The sequence below is a fragment of the Roseomonas rosulenta genome, from assembly GCF_016106005.1.
Classification (GTDB): Bacteria; Pseudomonadota; Alphaproteobacteria; order Acetobacterales; family Acetobacteraceae; genus Neoroseomonas; species Neoroseomonas rosulenta.
Map to the genome: position 1 here is coordinate 1 of NZ_JACADR010000059.1, position 20,877 is coordinate 20,877.

A 20,877-nucleotide genomic window follows, 5' to 3' on the forward strand; every position below is an offset into this window, starting at 1 on the left:
GCAGCGCCGCGGGCAACACCAGCGGCCTGGGCGGCGGTGGCGAAAGAGCGCCGGCCGCCGTCCGGCGACGGCGTGGCGGGCCCCGCTCCGGCGGCGCCGCCTGCCGCGGACGGCCAAACGCCGCCGCCAGGCCGATTAGGATGTCGGCGTCCGGCGCCTCGACGGCGAGCTCGCGTTCCACCGCGGCGCGGATCGCGACCGGCAGCCACCGCTCCGCGCCACATGTCACGACATGGACGGGACGGCCGCGCAGCACGGCGCGCTCCACCTTATCCTCGACGTTACGGCCCGCACTGGCGTCCAGGATGGCCAGCTGTAGGACGGCGCCGGTCGGATCGCCAGCGGCGGCCAGCCGGCGCACCACCGCGGTCCGCAGCGGATCGTCGCGGCGATCCACGCCGTCTGGCGCCGGCAGGCGTGCGATCAGCTGCTGCCAGGCCTCGGCGAGCACCGCGCCCCAGGGCGCGGGCGGCACCCGCAGCAGCAGGATGCCGCCGGGCTGCCGGGCGGTCGCGAGGGCATCCGGCGCGCGCTGCAGGGCGCGCTCGACGCAGAGCCGGGCGGCCAGCAGTGCCGGATCGGTCGGCTCCGCTGCGGCGAAGTCGTCGGCCGGGCTGTCGTCGGCGACGGCATCCCCGCCGATGTCGCGGACCGCCTCTGGCACCGGCGGTGCGGTCGGGCGGCGCGGACGCTCAGCCATCGCGGTGCTCCGCCGCCGTGCCGAGCACGTACCAGCGCGACAATGTGCGCGCGAAGCCGCGGGACCGATCGAGCACGATCAGCTCCGAACTCGTGAGCGGCCCGCGGGGGAGCAGGGGATGCCCGTCGACGAGGCCGATCAATGCGGGGACCGGACGGATGCCGACCCGCCAGTGCGAAACGACCGGCGCGGCGGCCAGTGCCGCCGGGCTGGGCGCCGTGCCAGCGGCGAGGCGGCGCAGGTCACGCGCGAGGGCGGCGTGCACAGCCGCGAGCGCGCGGAGATCCGCTGCAGCGGACGGGCCGTCGCAATCGGATGGCGTCATGGTGGGGTGACCCGAAAGAGGCGGACTAAGGGGCTCAGGCGGCGTGGCGGGGCGCGCTGCTGTCGCGTGCGGCCGGCAGGCCGGCGCCGCGCGTGCGGTAGGGCGTGGGATCGCGCCAGGGGCTGTCGGGTGCGCCGGGTGGCGGCGGCGCGTCGGTCATGCCGGGCACCAGCCCGCGATCGAGGCCGAGTAGCGTCTGCAGCCGCCAACGAGAGAGCCATGCCGCGAGGGCGGCGTCGGCGCTGGCGGCGCAGGCAAGGCCGAGGGCGGCCGCCGACCTCTCGCCGTTGCGCAGTTGCGCCTGGACGGCGGCGGTCCGCGCCGCCAGCAGCCGGCCGCGACAAGGCGTCGGAGACAGCTGCTGCAGCAGGCACAGGGCCGCCTGGGCGGCGTGCAGCACGGCGGCAGACGTTGCCGCGGGCGGCGTCTGCTGCTCAGCGCCGAGATGCTCTCGGCCGATCGTCTCGAGCTCGTGCAGCGCGGCATCCAACGCGGCCGGGAGCCGCGCCGCGCCCTCGTCGGTCAGCCGCGCAGCGGCGCGGACGCGGGGGCTGAGCGGCGAGACGAGCAGCCGCAGCGCGGCGAGCGACTGCCCCACCTCATGCAGGCCCTCCACGATGTCGGCGAGCAGCGTGTCCTGCCATGCGGCTGGCGCCAGGTCGTCCCGCAGCCAAGCGGGGCCGGAGGGAGGAGCAATAGGGGCGGGGGCAGGTTCCGGGGGGACGGCAGCGTCGGGCATGCGGCTCTCTTTCCTCATTGGCGGTCCACCCCTCGTCCAGCGATGCCGGTAATCTACCGGTCGATTACCGGCACATTGCCGGTGGACGACCTGGGATCTGCCGGTGATCTGCGGGGGTGTCCGGCTTTGCATGAGGCCGTACAAAACGTACAATCTGACTGCAGTCAACAAATAGTACGGGCATGTACGAGAAAAAATTTCTGACGCCGGCGATCTGCCGCGCAGCGCGAGCACTCCTGGGCTGGTCGCAAGACGAGCTCGCGCGCCAGGCCGGCGTCGGGCGGGTGACGATCGCGGATTACGAACGCGGCAAGTCGGAACTGATGCGCGGCAACATTGCTCTGATCACCGCGGCGTTCGACGCCGCCGGCGTCGAGATCATCCGGCAGGGGCAGGGCGGCGTCGTGCTGCGCTGAGTTGAGCTGCCCTGCGCCGAGCAAGCAGGCGGCGCGGCGGTGCCGCCGCGCGCGCTACGGCACCACATGACCCGGGGACGCCGCTTGCAATGCGCCGGGCGGCGGCCGGATCTGGAGGGAGGACTGCCTGCCGCGCAGTGGGCGGGCGGCGAGCACGCCGAGCAGGACGATGCCTTCGCACCCTTGTCGGCGCGTGCCGTAGTGGCGGCGGCTGACCGCGGAGGCGTGTCCGAGCGCGAGCGAGACGTCATCCATCGGGGCAGCGGCGGCCGTGCCGGACGCCGCGGCGGACGAAACCTCTTTCCCCGCGGCGGCTTTCGCATCCGCGGACCAGGCATGCCGGAAGCTGTAAGGCGTGACGACGTAGCTGTGCCGCGGCAGCGCGCGACGGCTGGCGGCGCGGATCGCGTCGCAGAGCCGTCGGGCATCCGGGACCGCGACCGTCAGCTCCCCGCTGTCGCTGTGCGCCACCGCGCGCTGTAGTCGTGCCAGTGGGAGTTCTGCCCCGGGGCCAGCCTGCACCGCGATCTTGCGCCAGGGCTGGCCCCGCGGCGGCTCGCCGTCGACATCGCGGACCTTGGCGCCGCGGACCGCCGCCAGAACGACGCCGTCTGGCGTCACACGGATACGGATACCGTGCACGAGCTCGCGTGGGCGGACGCCCAGAAGCCACAGACAAGCGACCGCGAGGCCGTACGGCCCATCCTCAGGGATCCGCGCGAGCATCCGGCCTCGCCAGTCGGGGGGGAGCGAGCCGAGGCTGGCTCGCTTGCTGCGGCCAGGTTTGGCATGGGGTTGCGAGGTCCAGGCAACGCCGCCCTCCACCGCGGGCCGACATGCTTCCAGGGCGTGGACGGCGTCGTCGAGGCGGGCCAGCAAGGCCTCGACCGTACGCCGGGACACGGACGTCTGCGCAGCCGTGAGCAGGTGCTGGGCCGCGTCGAGGACTTCAGTGCCCTCCCGGGCGGCCCATCGACCGATTGCCGAGCGGACAACGTAGTGAGCAGAGCGCGACCGCGCGCCGGCAAGCACAACAGCCCAGCCGTGCCGCTGAATGCGCACACTCACTCGCGCATACTCAGCCGCCGTCGTCGCTGCCAGGGAACGAGCGAGCCAGGGCGTCGCGAGCACCCGGAACCGGGCCTTCAAATCCCGCCAGATGGCCGCCGCGGACGTGGGTTGACGTCCGACCGGCATTTGTTCGGATGGCAATGCGCTCATGCGGAGGCTCCCCCCTAAATCAAGCAGACGTCCGAACGCGGCCGGGCATCCAGGCCATATTTTTCGGACTCCGAAAAAGATAATGCGGTTCATTGCAAGAAAGATCCGCAACACGATTGGCGCTGTAATCAATGCGCTGGGCGTTACGTCCTTTGTCGCGGGCGAGAATGGGCGAACTTATTGATGTTTGGTTAAAGTTGATCGGCTGAAGTATTGACTTGAATGCCGCGTGGCGGCTTACAATAATGAATAATTGCTCCGTCGCCGGCCTTGATCGGCCGCGCGGCGGGAACGGGTCGGATGTTGGCATGATCTCGCGTCGCTACGCGCATCAGCCGCTCCTCCGCGGGCTTCGCGCTTGAGCGGGGGGCGGCAGAAGAAGCACACCTTCTCGCCGCCCCACCGCTCACCCAAGGATGTCAAGAAATTTGCCCCGCCGCCCGCGGACTGGCCCGATTGGTTTCCGCTGCACTACGACTATCAGGCCCGCAAGGCGCGGGCAGAACGCGAGCGGCGCCAGCTGCGCGACGCACTCAAGCGCCCCGCGCGCGTGGCGGAGGCGCTGGCTAATCTCGACGACGCGCGGAATCGTCTGCAGCAGCGACATGAGGCGTTGCTGCAGGAACGGCCGTCAGCAACGATATCGTTTTGGAAGTACGTCGCGTTCCACGCCCGGGCCGGTGATCCCGACGCCACGATTGTCTACCGAGCGGAGTGTGCGCCGGTATGGGCCGCGGATCGCAAGCTGCGTATCGACGAGATCCGGGCGAGCGTCCGACGTCGTCTCACCCATGGCGCCTATTGGCCGGGTGGCTTTGTGAGCGATTACCCCATCGAGCCGTTCGTCTACCGCGGCCTGGTCAGCGATGAGCACCCCATCTTGCAGCTGTTCGTAGCATCGACCCGCCGCTGCCGGGCGCTGCGCGTTGGCCAACGCAAGGATGAGTGCAGCCAGCCAGTCGCCAAGGTGCTTGGCCTCGACGAGCCATACGTCGAGACCAACAAGGTCATGCGGCGTGTCCTGCGTGTTGACATCGATCGCGATTTCGCCAGCTGGCAGGCACTCTGCGAGGCGATCGCGCTCCTGAACGTGCCGCCGCCGAACATGGCTGCGGGCCACGAACGGCCGGACGGGCGCGTTCTTCGGCCTCACTTGTTTTGGCTGATCGAAAAGGCGGTTCCATTCACGGAGAACGCCCGAAAAGAGCCGCAGCAACTGTTCATGGCGGTGCTCAACTCTCTCACCGCTGAACTCCTGCCAATTGGCGCCGATGCCGGCGGCCTTTCAAACTCCTGTCGGCACAAGAACCCAATCAGCCCGATCTGGGATCATCACATCATCGCCGAGCGGCCGTACTCGCTTGACGAGCTGCGCGCTGCGCTGCCGTTGGCCCTTGCCCGGGAGAAGCTGGCCGAACACCGAGATGCTCCGTCGTTTGCGGACAGACCTTTGCCGCAGGATCACCCGGATCCGGACGTCGCCGCGCGGTCGAACCGCCTCTTTGTCGAGCTCAGAGCCCTCGCGTATGCGCGCGTCATCTGGCATCGCGATCAGGGAAATGGCAGCGAGCCGGAACTGATCGCCGAGCTGACCGACGACGCGCTCCAACTCGCGCCGTGCGGAAAGAAGGCAGAGGCGTATGCGCGCCACATTGCCGAGCTTGTGGGCAAATGGACCTGGGCCAACTATCGCCGGAAGCGGCGGAAGCAGGCGTTATCCCCCGAAGAGACGCGCATTCGGCAGGCCGAAGCCGGCCGCGAGACTGCGCGGCGGCGCTCTGCCGAAACGCACGATGTTCTGTTGACGGCGGCAAAGAACCACCTTGCGCGCACGGGGTGCCGGCCCACGCAGCAAGAGTTGGCCCGCGCAACGGGGCGGTCAGTCGATACTGTGTCACGCCGTTGGAAGATGATCCTGGCCGAACTCGCGGCGACCCCGCAAACGGTTACCGAATATGATAAAAAGCCCCTCGTTGTTCGGTCGCCTGGCCCATCCGCTTCTTCTGCGGGCCAGGTTGACTGGCCATCATTGGCGCCGTCGGCGGTTACCGCTACCGCTGCTGTCGAGCTTCCAACGCCTCTTCAGGATCACCGCGCGACACGGACAAGCTGCGCCAACAAGCCGAACGGTGCCCTCAGGGTCTGCGAAACCACGGATGCGGCAAACTTTATGCTAGTAACGCTGACCGGCAGGTGGGCTTCCTGTTCAGAGGCGGATCAGAAGGTACTGCAGTTAAGCGGCACCGGAACCGTGTATGGGAAATGGTGTTCCTCTCGCTACCACGATTGCACCAACGTGGCTGACGCCGGACAGCAGCAGCCTCAAGTCAGACGATCAAAAATTCCCGCTACCCTCGGACGGCGACGGAAAGACGTCGATGATCATGCCGGGGAAAACGCGCACAGATCCCATCTCTGCGCGACCGCGCCGCGGCGAGGGCCGCGCCTCGATCTCGATGTTCTTGCCACTGATTCGGTACATCCTCAGGACGTCGTCGATCGTATGGTCATGAGGGACAGACACGGCGAACTCCTCGACGGACCCGCCGGGCGCCCGAACCCGCACCAAGACACGTGCCAACTCCGAGGTAAGCAGGTCAAGCACCGGGATTCGGCCCTGCATCAGGGCCGACCAGGCGTGGTCATCGATGATATGGATCGCGACGGATCGCAGGCCTGCACCCCGCTTTCGAGACTCCGCCGCGAAGGCGCGAATGCCGGAAAGTTGTGCCACGAGGCAGTATGGCGGTTCGTCAGTCCGGCTCGGTCCTGCTGCGAGGAGACCCATCAGGGCCTTGGTGAAGCCGAGTGCTTCCACCTTCTTGAGTGCTTGGTGCGTTGCTTCGGTGATTGCGGCCAGGCTGCGCGCCTGGCGATCGAGTTTCTCGTTGACGTCCCGGCCCGCGAGAAGGAAGGCTGACCGACGCTTCCCGTCGGACACCACGCGCCACATGCGACCCTGCGGCAGCCCTGGGTTGTCAACCAACTCGGCGGTGCTCCAGTTGTTGCTCCCTAGGTACGCTTCGAGGAAGCTCGTCGCCTGCTGACCACATGCGGGAACGAAGATTCCGCCCTCAGGGTCCCGCCCGACGCTCAGGATCACGCAGGTGCGCTCGGCCGGCGTTGGCAGGCGGCTGTTCCGGATCTCAACGTCCAGAGTCGACAGTTCCGTCGGGGTCGAGATCTCCGTCATGCTTGCGCGCGGGATGGCGTAGGAAACCGAGGTCAGGCCGGGAACGCGCGTTCCATGAAGTGTCGTCGAGGCATCGCTGGCGATCTGCCGCAGGGCCTCGGGAAGCTCCCCGTGTGCCTTGCCATAGCGGACCGGTGTGATGCCGAGGCGCACCGCGATGAATTCGGGATCGAGGCGCCCGTTGTTGTCCGCGTCGCAAAACAACGCGTAGTGCGGCTGGGTGCTCGGCCCGAGGGAGAACATGGTCTCCGAGATCAGATTGACGAAGTAGCTCTCCGCGAGGCCGCTGCCGATGAAGAGCAGCGACCGGCGGCGATAGATCTCCGAGAAGGCGCGTCGGAAGGTTGTGCCCGCGTTGATCGCTTCCTGGTACTGCTGATGTCCGATCACGACCTCATCGAGCAGCGAGCGACTGGGTGAGCTGTCACCGACATAGCCCTGCAGGTACCAGACAATCGGCGCCGCAAGCGTGTCGAGGGAGCGTACGACCTGCGCGCAGTCCTCGGGCGACCGACCAAGCAGCAATGGCGAAAGGTTCTTCTCCTTGGCGGGGTTCTGGCTGTAAGCCCGAGGCACCACCTCGTCGTAGTTGGTCGTCAGGATGAGCGGCCAGACGAATTCGGCGAGGGCCTTGGCCTGATCGGGCGGCTCGGGGGGCGTCCGAGCGTGGAGTGCCTGTTGCAGGATGTCTTGCCGGTCCTTCGACGAGCGTAGGCGAAGCCAAGCGGCGACGCGATCGGCCGCGCGGTACAGGCCCTCGGGATCGTCGCCACGCACGGCAGTGCCAGGAGACTCGTCGAACTCCCTGTAGAGCGCCTGGATGAAGTCCGGCCATCCGCGGCATTCGGGGCGACTGATCCCCGCGCCAAGGAACGGCACTAGCTTGCCCGCACGTCGCGCCGCGCGAAGGCTTGGAAGGACCTCGTCGAAATCCCGCATGTCGGAAGGCGTCGGCATGTCTTCTCCGGCGATCGATGGGAAATGATCTGCCGGCGCGCATCCAACATCAACGTCGAGCCATCCGATGGGATTGCGGAGGTTGCGACCGACGCCTAACTCGCCGCGCCTGGTTTCACGCCCGGCGCGCGTGCCGCTCGGGCGCCAGCACCTTCGTCAGGCCCCACACCCCGGCAGGCGCAGCAGGAAGTTCCATAGCCGTCCCGCGCTGCCACGCGGCGCGCTGGACTTCCGTGTCATGCGCGGCCTTCGTGCTCAGGAAACGCGCGATCGGCCTGCGCCCGAGCCGCGACAGTTCCAACCGATCCGCATCCCAGCAGCAGCCGATCGTCGGGTCCGCGCTGGTGCGGCCATGCTCGTGGCCCGCGCAGGCCTCGGCCAGCAGGTCGAGCCGCGCGCGATCGAGGCGCAACAACCCATCCGCCGCAAGTTGCCGGACGTGTTTGGCCGCGCGCTCTCCATGACCCGTGTCGTAGCCTTCGTCCCAGCGCCGGCAGTCGTGCAGTAGCGCGAACAGTTCCACCACCGCGGCATCGGCCCCCGCGGTCATGGCCGCCAGCGTCAGGCCGTTCTCGCGTACGCGCAGCCAATGCGCTGGCCCATGGATGCCATGCAGGTCGAGCGCGTAGTCCGACAGCACCTTCTCGACGAGCCAGGGCATCACCGGTCGGCGCCAGGCGGCGAGGTCCTCGCGGCAGGTCTCCGGCAGCCCTAGGCGCGCGGCAGCGGCCAGGATGCCTTCGAGATAACCGGGCCGCGGCTGCCCCGGACGCTGCTCGCCCGCGAGATAGACCAGCGCCGGTCCGCCGCCCGCTTCGATCATCTCCTTGCGATAGATGTCCTTGGCGACCCCCTCGTAGCGGTCGAGTGCCCGTTCGCAGGCCTCCGTCAGGTGCCAGATCAGCCCGTATGCGGTGGCAACTTCGTCGCGCAGCAGGGTCGCGACGCCGCGCCGATTGATGACAAAGCGCCAGCCGGAGAGGGAGACGACCTCCCCGGGCACGGCCTGCGGGCACCGCTGCGCCATCTGCACGGCGCAGAGGTTGGACCCGTAGGCGAGGTAGCGACGGCGTGCAGCGCTCAACGGCGCGGCTCCCGGCGCAGCATGTCGGCCAGCGGCGCGCGCGGTGCCGACCGCAGGTCCTTCTCGTGGCGGGCCCGCATCATGGATGCCGCGTAGAGTTCCTTCCGCAGCCGCGGGTCGAGGTCCTCTTCCGCGCGGCGTAGCAGCAGCACCAACTCGGCAAGCAGCGGCTCGGCGCCGGGCAGGCCGCGCGCGTAGCGTTCCAGCCAGCGCAGTTCGCGCTCGAGGAAGTGCTTCGCGCCGCGACGGTCGCCCTCGCGGTTCAGGCCGACGGCCCGGCGCATCGCCTCCGCCTGCCAGGCCGTGAAGGCGGCCAGGCTGCGCTCGATGTCGCGCTCCTGCGCGGTGTTGTCGTGGCCATGCGCCAGCCGCAGCTCGGCCTCGACCGGCTCCGCCTCGATCAGGCCCGAGCCGTCCGGCAGCGCCCCGCCGGCCGAGGCGCCGAGCAGCACTGTCGTACCGGGCGCGCCGGCCGGGCAGTGCAGGCGGATGACGACGCGGCGCGGGCTGTCGGGCAGCAGCGCGCCGACGAGCACATCGATCGCGCCTGGCAGCACGGTGTGCGACCAGGCGCCGACAACCTCGGCGCGCAGGTTGGCCGGCACGGCGATGCGCAGCGTCGTGCGCTCGAGCAGCGCGGCACGGCCCTCGAGCAGCTCGCCAAGTACCACCTCGCCGATCTCGCGCGGGATCTCGGCATCGTGCAGGCGGCCGCCGCCGGCCTCGGCCATGGCGCCGAGCAGCGCCTCGTCATAGCCGTCGCCGATGCCGACGGCGGAGGTGATGATCCCCCGCGCCTGCAGCTCGCCGGCGTGATGGGCGAGTTCGCTCCGCGCGGTGACGCCCTCATTGGCCTGGCCGTCCGAGAGCAGCAGCACCCGGTGCGAGGCCTTCGGGTCGGCATCCATTGCCACCGCGACCCGCTCGTTGCCGAGCAGCCAGCCCTCCCAGAGGTTGGTGCCGCCGCGCGGCTCCAGGCGGCGGATGGCCGCCAGCGCGGCCCGGCGGCCCGCCTCGTCCATCGGGCGGGCGTCGAGCAGCAATTCTGCCGTGCTGTCGAAGGCGACGAGGGTCAGGCGATCGCGCGCGGTCAGCGCCTGGGTCACGGCCGCGGCGGTATCGCGGGCCGCGGCGATCTTGTCGCCGGCCATGGAACCGGAGACGTCGACGACGAGGGCGAGGTTGAGCGCCGGGGCCTCGGCCCGCGCCGCGGGAGCGCCGGTGGCGGCAAGATCGGCGATGGCGTAGCGGACCGAACCGCCTTCGGCCCAGGCCAGCTTGCGGTCGAGGCCGAGCGTGAGGGAGAGGGTCGGGGCGGCGACGGTGGGGGCGGTGCTGGTCATCGGTCTCTCCCGAGCAGGATGTCGCGGACGAGGTCGGCGCAGCGTTCCAGGCGTGCGCGCTGTTCGGCATCGAGCGGTCCGCGGATGGCCAGTTCGACGTCCGGGGTGACGGGAATGCGGAGCCATTCCTCCGCACGCGCCTTGCGGGCAGGGGGCTTGCCGGTGCGGCCCTCGGCCAGGCGGCGCTCCAGCGCCTCGAAGCCGCTGGACGGAGGCGGCTCGTAGGCCGCGGATGCGAAGGCCAGCGGGGCCGCGTCGATGTGGGGTGGTGGCGCGGCCATGCGCATCACCGGCGCCGCGGGCGGCGGTTTCGGCGCGGCCGGACCGGCGCGCAGCGCCTGCAGGTAGGAAAGCGCCGAACCGGAGCTCGCTGCGGAGGGCGGTGCCGCGGGCTCAGCCGGTTCCGGCGCCAACCCGGTGGCCTTGGCGGCATGGGCGCGGATCTGCTCGGGCGTGGCGACGAGCAGTTCCTGCCGGATGGCGGCGAGCGGCATGCCCAGCAGGTCGCGCATGGCGCGGATGGCAAGCACGCGCTCGAGCGTATCGGCCGGGTAGCGGGCGAAGGGGCCGCGCGAGAGCGGGCCCGGCAGCAGCCCTTGCGTCACCCAGGACCGCAGCGTGCGCGGCAGCAGGCCCGATGCTGCGGCCAGTTCGGCCAGGGTGGGTTCGGTTGCGATCATGGCTCTTTATTAGCCGCATCATCACGACATGTCAAGTAATTCGACATGTCGAGAAAGGCGGCAGCGGCATCGCCCTGCGAACGATCCGTCCGAAACTGACGCGCCCCTATTCTACTAAGGCCCCATGCAGCACCCCGACCGATCCCCCTCATCCACTCGCGTCACCGGCCCCGCGCCCGATATCGTTCCGGGCCGGAGCAGCACGAACATGCCGAGAACCCATGCCGGAAGCCGCCTGCACATCCTCGACTGGGTCGAGGGGCGCGGCGGGCGCGACTTCGTGGCGTCCCTCAATGCGCTGATCGCCCCGACAGGAGCGCTTGCCGCCGCCGACCACACCTGGATGCCGGTCGGCCACGCCGACCCGACCGAGGCGCGGCTCAGCCGCCCGTGCGAGCCCCTGTTGCCGCCCAGCGTCAGCCGCCGCCTGCGCGCCTGGTGGCTGGCGGTGGACCGGCCGACCGCCAACGAGCCGAACTGGGATCTCGCGGCGGCGGCCACCTTTCCCGGCCAGCGGCGCGGCCTCGTGCTGTTCGAGGCCAAGGCGCACGTGGCGGAACTGGCCGGCGAGACCATCGGCAAGCGCCTGAACGGTGCCTCCAACCCGGAGAACCATGCGCGCATCGGGGCGGCGATCGAGGAGACGCGCCGCGCGCTGGGCGGTGATGCTGCCGGCATCGGGATCAGCCGCGACCGTTGCTACCAGTTCTCCAACCGGGTCGCCTTTGCCTGGCGGCTGGCGTCGTGGGGTATCCCGACGGTGCTGGTCTATCTGGCCTTCACGGGCGATGCCGGCATGGGCGGACCGCAGAATATGATCCGCGACGACGCCCACTGGCGGCAGCTGCTCGCCGAGCACACGCGGGACGTGATGCCCGCCGCGGCGTGGGAGCGGCCACTACCGACCGCGGGGGCCGAGTTCTGGATGCTGATGCGGACGCTGCCTTGCGGCCGCGTCTCTCCAGCCCGTAACCGCGTCGAGGTCGCGCGGTGACGGAGGCGGTCTTCCGGCGCGGCCTCAGCGATCGGTTCGTTGCCGCGCTCGCGCGCCTCGCGGAGGAGCCGGGCTGGTGGGCCGACGTCCTCGCCGACACCTCCCTCGTCATCGCTGTCCGTGACGAGCGCCTGAATGTCTATTGGCATGGCCAGTCGCTGTTCCGCGTGACGCAGGATCCGACGAGCGGAGTGATCCGTGCCGCGATTCACCCGAAGTACCTGATCGATCCTGCCCTCGGCGGCGAAGTCCTGCTGAGCGGCGCGAGCTTCGATCTCGGCAAGCTCGCGCAGGGTGGCGGCTTCCTGTCGAACTACGAAGGACCAGCGACGCTTGGCATCCTGAAGCGGAACGCCGACCGCTTCGCGCCGGGCGAGAAGCGCGGCGTCCACGACATCATGCTCGCGCATCAGGATGCGGTGGACATCGAGGTCGGCCTCGCAGCACCAAAGGTTCCTGGCCAGCGGACGCCTGTAGCACGTGCGGATATCGCGATGTTCGAGGACGCTGGGACGCGGATCCGCCTGTCGTTCTGGGAGGCGAAGCCGTTCACCAACCAGGAACTCTGGCCTGATCGGACGGGCACGACGGCCGTGCTGGGGCAGATCGCCACCTATGCGGACTTGTTGCGGCAGCATCGGGATGCGGTCCTGCAAAGCTATCGCCGCGTGGCGCAGAATCTCTCCACGATTGCGGCCATGAGCCACGGCCGTCGGACCGTGTCGGACCGCGTCGCGCGTGTGGCCTCCGGCGCCACGCTCGATCTGGATCCAGATTCAGCGGTTGGCCTGGTGGTCTTCGGGTACGGTCGCGAGGAGGCCTCGAGCCCACGATGGAGGGGACATCGCGCCATGCTTGAGACAGCATTGGGAGGGCGGCTTCGGGCCGCGGGCAGCACGAGCAATCTCCGTCTTACGAAGTGCTCGGCCTCGATCGATGAAGCGGTCGAGGACGCATGATGCGGTCATCACGCATGGCGCGACGGCGCGAGAACACGAGCGATTGTCAGGCGATGCAGATCCGCACGCAGTCTTCGGGACTCAGTGGAAACCGACGTCGCACGCTCTACTTGCGATCGGGCCTGGAGCAATTGCATGCTTAAGAAGATTTGCCGCAGAAACTCCTGGATCGAGCCGCAATGCATCAGTGGAGAGCCCAGTCGGCCCTATGGCCTGTATTTCGGGGACCTTTTCTGATCCTCCCGCTGCCGCCAAGCGGCATACGGTCACCGCAGGCACATGAAGCTGATTGCTTCGATTAAATGATCGGCTGGGCTCTATTGTCCCGACGCGCCGTCGCACGAGCCGCCGAGGCGCTCGAGGGCGACGACAAAGGGGTGCGGGACGAGATCGGATTCCTCGCACTGCATCAAGCAATCGCGGACCACCTCTTTCCGGGAACCTCCGTGCTGCACACGCGAGCGCGCTACGCGCTGATGGTCCCCTGGATGATGCAGCGCGTTGCAGCGGAGGGAGCGCGCGACGCCGAACGTCGGCTGCTCCAAGCCGAGGCCGTGCTGACCGCGCAACTGGTCCACGGCGATAGCATCGGTCTCGATGCGCGTGGCGCCATCGGCGGCAGGATCTGGCTGAGAGCGCGCCGTCCATCGGCACAGCCGGCGTCATTCTCCTATTGGACCGCGCTTTCGGCGTGGGGGATCTTGCTGAAGGATCCTGGCGGCGGTGCGCCGACCCGGGTTGAAGTCATCCAGCGGCTGGCCCGCCTTCGGCACACGCGGTCCCGGGGTGAGGATGATCCCGGTCCCGATGATGCAATGACCTCTCCGTTCATCGCGATGCCGAACGCCCCTGCCGAGTTCGGAAATCCGTCCGCCCCGCTGGATCTCGTCCTCACATCCGCAGAGAAGACCTTCCTGCGTCGGCAGCTGATCGGCGTGCTGCGCGAGGATGGTGCCCAGAGTTATCTGGCTCGGCTTGCGGCGACAGGGCGCCCCGTTGACGCGCCGGCACCGTGGGCGGAAGGCGTCGCTCGGCATGCCGACGCGGCCGATCGAGCGGTTCTGACCCTCGCCGAAGCCGCTGCTGCGCTCTCCGCGATCGGGCGGGCTCTCTATGCCGCACTGACAGAGGCGGCATGGAACGAAGATCGACAATCAAGCTCCAGGAAGCACGCCAAGGTCCTGGAGACAGCGCGCGAGCGATACATAAGTGTTGCGCTGCGCCTGGATGTCGATGCGCTCGCGCGGCATTTTCCGCAGCTGCCGGCTGATCTCCTGCAGGTCCTCGCCGCGACGCAGGAGTGGCTTCGATTCGGCGCTTCGGACCCTGGCGTGCTCCGCCCGCTCTATGGCGAGGCAGAGCGTGTGCGTAAGGGAGATCGCGCACGATTGCCGCCCACTCTGGGCGCGCGACGCCGGCGAAGCGAGTGGGTGCCCGATCTGCACCCGGAGGCCGTTCCCCTGAATTTTCGATGGCCGAACGTGACGCGGCTGCTGGCGGATATCGCGTCGTGACCAAGGCGCATTTGCCAGGTCAGTCGATCCTCGACGTGCTGAGACCGCCAGTCGGCTGGAAGACAGATCGGGCGCTGTTGTCGTCCTATTCTGCCGATCCGGCGGTCATTGCCGCGGCGCTGCTCGCGCTTGCCGCACGGGACGATGACGGTGGGTCGGGCACCCGTGCCGGTCTGGCGCGCGCGCTCCTGGAACTGCGCGGTCGCGTCGCCTTCATCCTGCAGCGCGGTCGTATTGCCGCACCCCGTCGGGGCGGCTTGGTCCTCGGCATGCTGGATCGCTTTGTTCGGGAGGTCCCTTGGAACGAGGGACGTGAGGATGACGAGCAAGGTAGATCCTGGCATCCGAAGTTGGCGATGCTTCGCTACGTGCCGGAGACTGGCGGAAATGCCCGCTGGCGGCTGTGGCTGGGGAGCCGTAACCTCACGCGGGACACCTCCTGGGATGTCGGTCTGACCGTCGAAGGCCAGGCCGAGGGGGCGGGTCAGCTCCTTCCCGGCTTTCCCGAACTCGTTGAGCGGCTGGCCAGTGCTGCCGGAGAAAGCCAGGAATGGGCTCGACATCTGCCAGAAGCGGCCGCGCTGCGCTGGGAGGTGCCGAGGGGGCTGCGCCTCGAGCGGGTCGCGCTGCATTTGCCGGGGGACGAGGGACGGTCATACCCCCAGGAGCCAGCCGGCCTGTCGGAGCTCTTCGCCGTATCGCCCTTCCTTGATGGCACGACAGTGAACCACTTCGGCGGCTGGGGCGACGGGCGCAGCCGAAAGATCCTCCTCTCGACACACGATGAGTTCGCTCGTCTCGCGGGGCAGCAGGCGCAGCCCTTGGCCCGCTTCGCTGACCTGCTGGCCCTTCCGGCCGCGACGTTTGAACCCGAACAGTCGAACGCTGAGGAAACCGTCGAGGAGAACATGGAGGGGCGCGGCCTTCACGCGAAGTTCGTCTGGGCGGAGCACGCGGTCGGCGCCACGTTGTGGCTAGGCAGTGCCAATCTCACACGGCGCGGCTGGACCCGGAATGCGGAGGTCGTCGCCGAGGTGGCTGTGGAGCGACGCGGCAGCGCGCGGGCCGCCGTGTCGCTGATCGAGGGCATCCGAGCCTTCCGCGACCAGTGCGTCACGATACGCCTTGCCGACCTGCCAGCGGCTGCCGAGCCGGATGAGGTGATGGAGCGTCTCGAAGCGGCGCGACGGACCATCGCTGCGCACCTCGACGCGCGTCAGCATGTTCAGGCTGACGGTGGCACGCTTGTTGTCAGTCCGAGGCCACCGCATCCGGGCGACTCCGACATCCGTCTTTCCGTCGCACGGCTCACCGGGGCGGCAGTCACCTGGGCCGTCGATGCGACGTCGGCACGCCTGCCGCCCGTCCGCGGAGGGAGTGGTTGGGAGGCTTCGACGGAACGCTCGCTGCTCCCGGCGGATCCCGCGCGCCCGAACGTGTTCGCCCTGTTCCATCCGTCGCCACTGCTGACAGGTCTTGATCCGCTGCAGGCAAGGCGGCCGGGCGAACTCGCCATACGCCAATCCATGATGGCGCAGCTCAGCGCCGTGCTGTCCCGCCATGGGATAAGCGTGGTTGCCCGAGGACCGCGTGCGCGTCCACTGCCGCCTTGGCAGACCCTCGCCGCGCTCGAGACCCGGACCGGCCATTGGCAGGCGAGCCGTGCCGCGTGGCAACAGGTGGTCGGCGAGCTTCGCGCGGAGCGCGGCGACGTGACGGCCGGACAGCGGCTCGAGCAGACGCTCGACCGATGGGGCGAAGCCGGTACCGAGACGGACGTCTCGGTACTCGACGAGGAGGAAGTGCGTGCGGTGGCGCAACTGGCCCTCGAAGCCCCCGGCGTGGTTCTGGCCCGTGCTGTGGCCCGCCACTGGTCCGAGGAGCGCACGACGTCGCTCCCGCTGGTGGCGAGCCTCAGCTGGCGCGGACTGCGCACTTATCTCGACAATCCTTGGTTTGCCTCAACCTTGGGCGGCAGTCGAGGCGAGCACTATCCGGATGCGATCCGCATTGCCGTACGGCAGGGTAATCTCGAGGCCGTGCTCGACGAGCATTTCTGGTACCTTGCGCAGACGGGCGTCGGGACGTGGCCGGAGCGCCTTGCTGCATTCGCCAGCGCCCTACGTCTTCGCACCGGCAACACGACTTTGCATGAGGCGCCGGGGCAGAGTTTCCGACTGCGGTGCCACGCCGCCGCCGCGCTCACCGAGACGCGCCAAGCTGCCCGGACCGCCGGCTCGGATGAAACCGAGCAGCAGATCCGCCCCGAAGAAGTGCGGCATGCCTTCAACACGCCATTCTGGCCTCACGTGCTCGCTACGACATCCATCGGGCAGGAAGGGCTCGACTTTCATCCCTGGTGCCGAGCCGTTGCGCACTGGGACCTCCCACCTGGGCCAGTCGCGCTGGAGCAACGGGAGGGACGGGTGTCACGGCATGCTGGCCTCGCGGTGCGGCGGGCGATTGGCGCGCAGCTTGGCAAGGGCCGCAGGTGGGGCAGCGATAGCCCATGGGTAACGCTCGCCCGCCTGGCCGAGACGGAATGGGCAGATCAGATGGGTTTGTCGCCATGGTGGATCGCGCCCGGGGCGAGCATCCAGCGGCTGCTCCTTAGCCTGCCCGGCAGCGAGCTTGAGGAGCGCATGCTGGGCCTATCGAAGGAGCGTGCACTCTATCGTGTCGCCCTCGGTATGCCGGATCAGGGCGATCTCGTGTCGCTGATCCTGGACCGGCAGGCTGCACCATCAGCTGGCCTTGGTGAACTCTGTATCGATCTCGCCGCATTCGCGGATCCTGCATCCGCAGCGTGACGATCGGTCGAAGTTTGCGCGGCCGCGGTCGCGGATCGAGCGTGCGGACGCCGGAACATCGAGCGTGACGTGGGACGTCACGGTACATCTCCAGGACTACATATCTGCGACGCTGCCGAACAGGATGACACCCGCCGTGGCGAGATGCACGGCTCGGTGGGTCACAACGCGACCAGTCGCCTTCGTGAGCAACTCCGCATAGCATTCCAGCTGAGGCGCATATGATTTCATCTCCTCCTCCCATCGCGCCTCTTCGCCCGGGAAGGTCTTGTGGTCGTAGAGGGCGAGGCCATCGGCGTGTTCCACAACGAGGTCCGCGCGCCCGCTGGTGATGCTGCCCTTCGCCACCTGCAGGACCGGCCATTCCCGCCGAAGGCCCGCGGCCGGATAGGCAGACGCGATGTGGGACCAGAACCGATCAGCGGCCCCGACCAGGTCCTGCGGCGCGAGGGCGGTCACCTGCCAGGCATCGAGCAGCCGCTGCGCGAGGCCCTCGCGCCACGGCTGCGGCGCGGATGGCCGGTCTGCCGCCATGAAGCCGTGCACGGCTTCCCCCACTAGCCGCATGTCCGCGTGACCCGTCAGGGGCAGCCGTGGGCCGATGCGATGCACGGTGAAGGCGACCGCCCCGTCCGTCGCCGCCGCGCTGGGCCGCAGCCGACGCGGCGCAAAGGGTGGCGGCGTCGCCGACGGCAGGACCGGCGCCATCTCGACGCCCGGCCCGGCGGCCTCCTCGGAGGCGTCCACATCCTCGATGATCGCCGGGACCGGCGTGCCACCCGCGACGATACTCCCGCCGCCGGTGGGCAACTCCAGCGCGCCCGGGAACAGGTCGAGCCAACCTGTCTTGAGTGTGCGCTCACCCTTCTTGCTGACGCTCATCCGCGGCGCCAGCACCAAGTAGTCCCGCGCGCGCGTGAGCGCCACGTAGAGAAGGCGCGCCTTCTCCTGCCGCAGGCTGTACTGCGCCGCCTTGCCCACGGCGCCGTCCGCCGCGCTGGTGTCCAGGTGCACGTCCTTCTTCTGTGCCCCGTAGGGCCACGGCCACAGTCGCACCCAGCGACCGGCAAGCGGCGTGGCCGGATCGATTCCGCCATCGGCGGCCATCGGCACCGGGCTGTTGAACAGCCGCGGCTCGTCGTCATCCTCGAGATCGGCCAGCACGACGACCGGCCACTCCAACCCCTTCGCACGATGCACCGTCATCACCTGCACGGCCTCGGGGTCCGGACTGGCGGGCTGCTGCACCTTGTCCTGTGACGTGATCCAGGCGGCGAGACCGGCCGCGCTCCCCGGCAGGCGCTCCCGGCGGCATTCTTCCTCATACTCGCGGGCAAGGGCGCGCAGCGCCGCCAGGTTGGCGTGCCGTGCCGCCGTGTCGCCCCAGCGCGGCAGCCATGCCGGCAGGTTGAGCAGGTCGATTGCGCGGTCCAGCACCTCGGCCGGCGTCAGGCCCGCGAGACCCTCGCGGGCGGCGAGCAGGGCGGGGATGGGCTCGCGCGCGCGGATGGCATCGCCCGGCTTCTCGGCGGCGAGCGCGGCCTCCAGCCACGCCGGACGTTCCGCGTCGCCTTCCAGGATGTGCAGGATCTCGGCGATCGCCACCGTGTCGGAGGCATCGGCCAACACGCGCAGCCCCGCCAGCGCGACGGCGCATTCCGCACGGCCGAGCAGCCCCTCGCGTTCGAGCGCCACCTTGAGCCCCGCCGTTGCCAGCGCACCGGCCAGCTGTTCAGCCTTGCGATTGGTCAGCGTCAGGACCGCGATGTCGCCACCTGCGAGCGGGCGCGTGCGGCCCTGCTCGCCGCGTGGGGCGACCTGCCAGCGCTCCCGTTCCTTGAGGAGGCCCGCGATCCGCCCGGCCAGCGCGGCGGCGGCGCTCTCGGCGTTGCTGCCGATGACGCGCCACAGATGCACGGGCTCGCCCTGGCCCGGTGCGTCGGACTGGTGCGCCGCGACCGTCACCTGCTCGGCGGGAATGCCGAGCGGCGGCAGCGCGGCGCCGAAGACGGAATTGGCGAGCGCCACAAGGCCCGGGCGCGAGCGACGGTTGACGCCGAGCGTCTCAGGCGGTGTGCCCGTCTCCCGTGCGATGGCGTCCGCCACCGCTGCGACGAGCTCGGGATCCGCCCCGCGGAAGCCGTAGATCGCCTGCTTGGGGTCCCCCACGAAGAGCGTGCGCGGCACTAGGCCCGCGAGCCGCATGAACAGCGCCAGCTGGATGGGGCTGGTGTCCTGGAATTCGTCCACCAGCAACAGGTCGGTCCCGGCCGCGACGCGCGCTGCGACAGGGCCGTCCGCCAAAAGCGCGAGCGCCTCGGCCTCCTGGTCCACGAAGTCCACCAGCCCGCGGCGGCGCTTGAAGGCCTGCGCTTCCTCAAGCGCCTCGCCCGCCGCAGCGAAGATGGTGCGGATGAAGGTCTCCAGATCCTCATGCAGGCGCGGGTGCCGGGGATGTGCAGCCGCGGCCTCCCGCACAGGTGCCACCACGCCGTCCAGTGCCTTGGCGGGCGCCACCTTCGACAGCCGCGCCCAGACAGACCAGGGCACCGATGCCGGGCGCGACAGGATCCGCCGCGCGTCCTCAAGCGTTGCGATAGCCGCGTTGGTCGTCTTTGTGCCGTCGCCCTCGCCAAGCGCCGACAAGGCATCCTCCACGGCCTCGGCGAGCGCGCCATCAAGCGCCTCTTCCGTGTGCTCCGGTGCCGGGAGCGCCGCCCGGAGCGTCTGCCACGAGCGCTCGGCCGAGGCGGCAAGGCCCTCGCTCCCGAGACCGTTCAGCCGCGCCACGCCGACCAAGTCCGCCAGGACTTTCCGCCAGTCGGTCTGCTTGTCGGCCTGGCCCTCGGTGAATCCGAAGCGATCGGCGAGCGCGGCGAGGACGGGCGCATGCCGGCCGATCACCCCATCCGCCGCGATGCGGAACAGGCGGGCCTGCGCTCCTTCCGGCACCACGGCCGCGACGGGGCTGCGACCCTGCTCCAGCGCGAATTCACCGACCATGCGGCCGAACACGCCATTCACCGTGCCGATGCGCGCGAGCATCAGCCGCAATGCCTCCTCGGCACGTCCTTCGCCGAGCAGGCGCTCGCGCCCGCGCTCGAGCAACTCGGCCGCCGCGCGGTTGGTGAAGGTGGTCGCGAGGATGCGCTCCGGCGGCGTGCCGCCGAGCACGGCGCCGCGCAGCTCCATGCTGAGCCGGTAGGTCTTCCCGGTGCCGGCCGAGGCGTTGACGATACGGATGTCCCTGGTGCTCACGACACCGCCTCCTTGCCGCAGAGCCGGCCATGGGCGCAGAAGCGGCAGGGCGCCTCCATGGCGAGGGGCGCCCCGTCCGGGTCCGGCGGCGGTTTCTTGTCTGCGTGGATGCCAAGCGCCTGCAGGCGACCGGCACCGAGGCTCTCGCCACGCTTCGCCCGGCTCTCGCGCACCGCCTGCCAAGTCGCGGCGAGCGAGGGTGCATCCGCCTCGGGCGCGAAGCCGCCGAGCCCATCCGGCCCGCCGACCACGGCCGGCACCGCGAGCAGCACATAGGCCGCGCGTTCCTCAGCCCCGACCAGCGCGGCATAGGCCGCGAGCTGCACGGCACGCCCCTCCCGCACGCGCTCGCGGTAGGCGCGCTGCGCGCGGCTCCACTTGAGGTCGAGCAGCGCCGGCCGGCCCTCGGCGTCGCGCAGCAGCAGGTCGATGTCGCCCTTCAGCGCCTCGTTGGGGCCGAGCAGATGCGGATGGCTGCGCGTCGCCTCCGCCTCCACCACCTCGAGCCCGCCCTCACGCAGCAGCGTGCCGATCCGCTCGATCGCGAGCGGCAGGGCCTGCTGCACGCGCGCGCGCTCGGCGGCCGCGCCGGTCTGCAGCAGCGGGGCGGCGGTTTCCTCGATCAGCGACGGCAGGCGCGCCGCGGCCTCGCGCGCAAGCGCATCGGGCGGCGGCGGCGCGCCC

General features: G+C 69.7%; 16 protein-coding genes and 1 pseudogene. 6 read left to right on the plus strand and 11 right to left on the minus strand.

Annotated features, from left to right (window positions below; genetic code table 11):
* From HW578_RS09960 to HW578_RS09970, 3 genes are all read right to left on the minus strand, one after another.
* On the minus strand, nucleotides 1-700 hold a 700-nt coding region (locus HW578_RS09960; RefSeq protein ID WP_198370405.1), incomplete at its 3' end, for a hypothetical protein.
* The gene (locus HW578_RS09965) at nucleotides 693-1,025 is read right to left on the minus strand and encodes a DUF6634 family protein (protein WP_198370406.1); all 333 of its coding nucleotides are present in this window, start codon (nucleotides 1,023-1,025) and stop codon (nucleotides 693-695) included. The genes HW578_RS09965 and HW578_RS09960, both read right to left, overlap by 8 nt.
* Nucleotides 1,026-1,059: 34 nt before the next feature.
* A complete protein-coding gene (locus tag HW578_RS09970) occupies nucleotides 1,060-1,764 on the minus strand; it encodes a hypothetical protein (RefSeq protein ID WP_198370407.1) in 705 nt (234 codons plus the stop codon).
* A gap of 182 nt (nucleotides 1,765-1,946) precedes the next feature.
* Here HW578_RS09970 and HW578_RS09975 point away from each other — a divergent pair, with 182 nt between their 5' ends.
* The gene (locus HW578_RS09975; protein ID WP_198370408.1) at nucleotides 1,947-2,180 is read left to right on the plus strand and encodes a helix-turn-helix domain-containing protein; all 234 of its coding nucleotides are present in this window, start codon (nucleotides 1,947-1,949) and stop codon (nucleotides 2,178-2,180) included.
* Between the two features lie 54 nt (nucleotides 2,181-2,234).
* Here the strand turns inward: HW578_RS09975 and HW578_RS09980 are convergent, their stop codons facing one another.
* Nucleotides 2,235-3,401: a hypothetical protein gene (locus HW578_RS09980; RefSeq protein WP_198370409.1), complete on the minus strand. Its 1,167-nt coding sequence runs from the start codon at nucleotides 3,399-3,401 to the stop codon at nucleotides 2,235-2,237.
* A 1,009-nt stretch (nucleotides 3,402-4,410) separates the two neighbouring features.
* Here HW578_RS09980 and HW578_RS28420 point away from each other — a divergent pair.
* Nucleotides 4,411-4,716: pseudogene (locus HW578_RS28420) on the plus strand (replication initiation protein); the annotation flags it as partial.
* On the opposite strand, the gene HW578_RS09990 reads toward HW578_RS28420, so the two are convergent.
* The 5 genes from HW578_RS09990 to HW578_RS10010 form a co-directional block, all read right to left on the minus strand.
* The gene (locus HW578_RS09990) at nucleotides 4,687-5,052 is read right to left on the minus strand and encodes a hypothetical protein (protein ID WP_198370421.1); all 366 of its coding nucleotides are present in this window, start codon (nucleotides 5,050-5,052) and stop codon (nucleotides 4,687-4,689) included. The pseudogene HW578_RS28420 and the gene HW578_RS09990 sit on opposite strands and share 30 nt — an antisense overlap.
* Before the next feature lie 684 nt (nucleotides 5,053-5,736).
* On the minus strand, nucleotides 5,737-7,551 hold the full coding sequence (locus tag HW578_RS09995; RefSeq protein ID WP_198370410.1) for an SIR2 family NAD-dependent protein deacylase: 1,815 nt from the start codon (nucleotides 7,549-7,551) through the stop codon (nucleotides 5,737-5,739).
* A gap of 115 nt (nucleotides 7,552-7,666) precedes the next feature.
* Entirely contained in the window at nucleotides 7,667-8,635 is a 969-nt protein-coding gene (locus HW578_RS10000; protein WP_369407865.1) for a gamma-glutamylcyclotransferase family protein, read from the minus strand.
* Nucleotides 8,632-9,978 carry a vWA domain-containing protein gene (locus HW578_RS10005; protein WP_198370412.1) on the minus strand — a complete coding sequence of 449 codons (1,347 nt, stop codon included), beginning with the start codon at nucleotides 9,976-9,978 and terminating at the stop codon, nucleotides 8,632-8,634. Before HW578_RS10005 ends, HW578_RS10000 begins: the two co-directional genes overlap by 4 nt.
* The gene (locus HW578_RS10010) at nucleotides 9,975-10,658 is read right to left on the minus strand and encodes a helix-turn-helix domain-containing protein (protein WP_198370413.1); all 684 of its coding nucleotides are present in this window, start codon (nucleotides 10,656-10,658) and stop codon (nucleotides 9,975-9,977) included. Before HW578_RS10010 ends, HW578_RS10005 begins: the two co-directional genes overlap by 4 nt.
* A 208-nt stretch (nucleotides 10,659-10,866) precedes the next feature.
* Here HW578_RS10010 and HW578_RS10015 point away from each other — a divergent pair, with 208 nt between their 5' ends.
* The 4 genes from HW578_RS10015 to HW578_RS10030 all read left to right on the plus strand — a co-directional run bounded on the left by HW578_RS10015 (nucleotide 10,867) and on the right by HW578_RS10030 (nucleotide 16,935).
* The gene (locus HW578_RS10015) at nucleotides 10,867-11,652 is read left to right on the plus strand and encodes a hypothetical protein (RefSeq protein WP_198370414.1); all 786 of its coding nucleotides are present in this window, start codon (nucleotides 10,867-10,869) and stop codon (nucleotides 11,650-11,652) included.
* Nucleotides 11,649-12,611: a hypothetical protein gene (locus tag HW578_RS10020; protein WP_198370415.1), complete on the plus strand. Its 963-nt coding sequence runs from the start codon at nucleotides 11,649-11,651 to the stop codon at nucleotides 12,609-12,611. Before HW578_RS10015 ends, HW578_RS10020 begins: the two co-directional genes overlap by 4 nt.
* A 302-nt stretch (nucleotides 12,612-12,913) precedes the next feature.
* The gene (locus HW578_RS10025) at nucleotides 12,914-14,125 is read left to right on the plus strand and encodes a DUF6361 family protein (RefSeq protein WP_198370416.1); all 1,212 of its coding nucleotides are present in this window, start codon (nucleotides 12,914-12,916) and stop codon (nucleotides 14,123-14,125) included.
* Entirely contained in the window at nucleotides 14,083-16,935 is a 2,853-nt protein-coding gene (locus HW578_RS10030; protein WP_198370417.1) for a hypothetical protein, read from the plus strand. The genes HW578_RS10025 and HW578_RS10030 overlap by 43 nt, the downstream gene beginning before the upstream one ends.
* 96 nt (nucleotides 16,936-17,031) lie before the next feature.
* Here the strand turns inward: HW578_RS10030 and HW578_RS10035 are convergent, their stop codons facing one another.
* Both HW578_RS10035 and HW578_RS10040 read right to left on the minus strand, forming a co-directional pair.
* Nucleotides 17,032-20,193, minus strand: a complete 3,162-nt coding sequence (locus HW578_RS10035; protein WP_198370418.1) for a UvrD-helicase domain-containing protein — start codon at nucleotides 20,191-20,193, stop codon at nucleotides 17,032-17,034.
* Nucleotides 20,190-20,877 (minus strand): PD-(D/E)XK nuclease family protein (locus tag HW578_RS10040; RefSeq protein WP_198370419.1); only part of this gene is annotated, 688 nt, incomplete at its 5' end. The genes HW578_RS10040 and HW578_RS10035, both read right to left, overlap by 4 nt.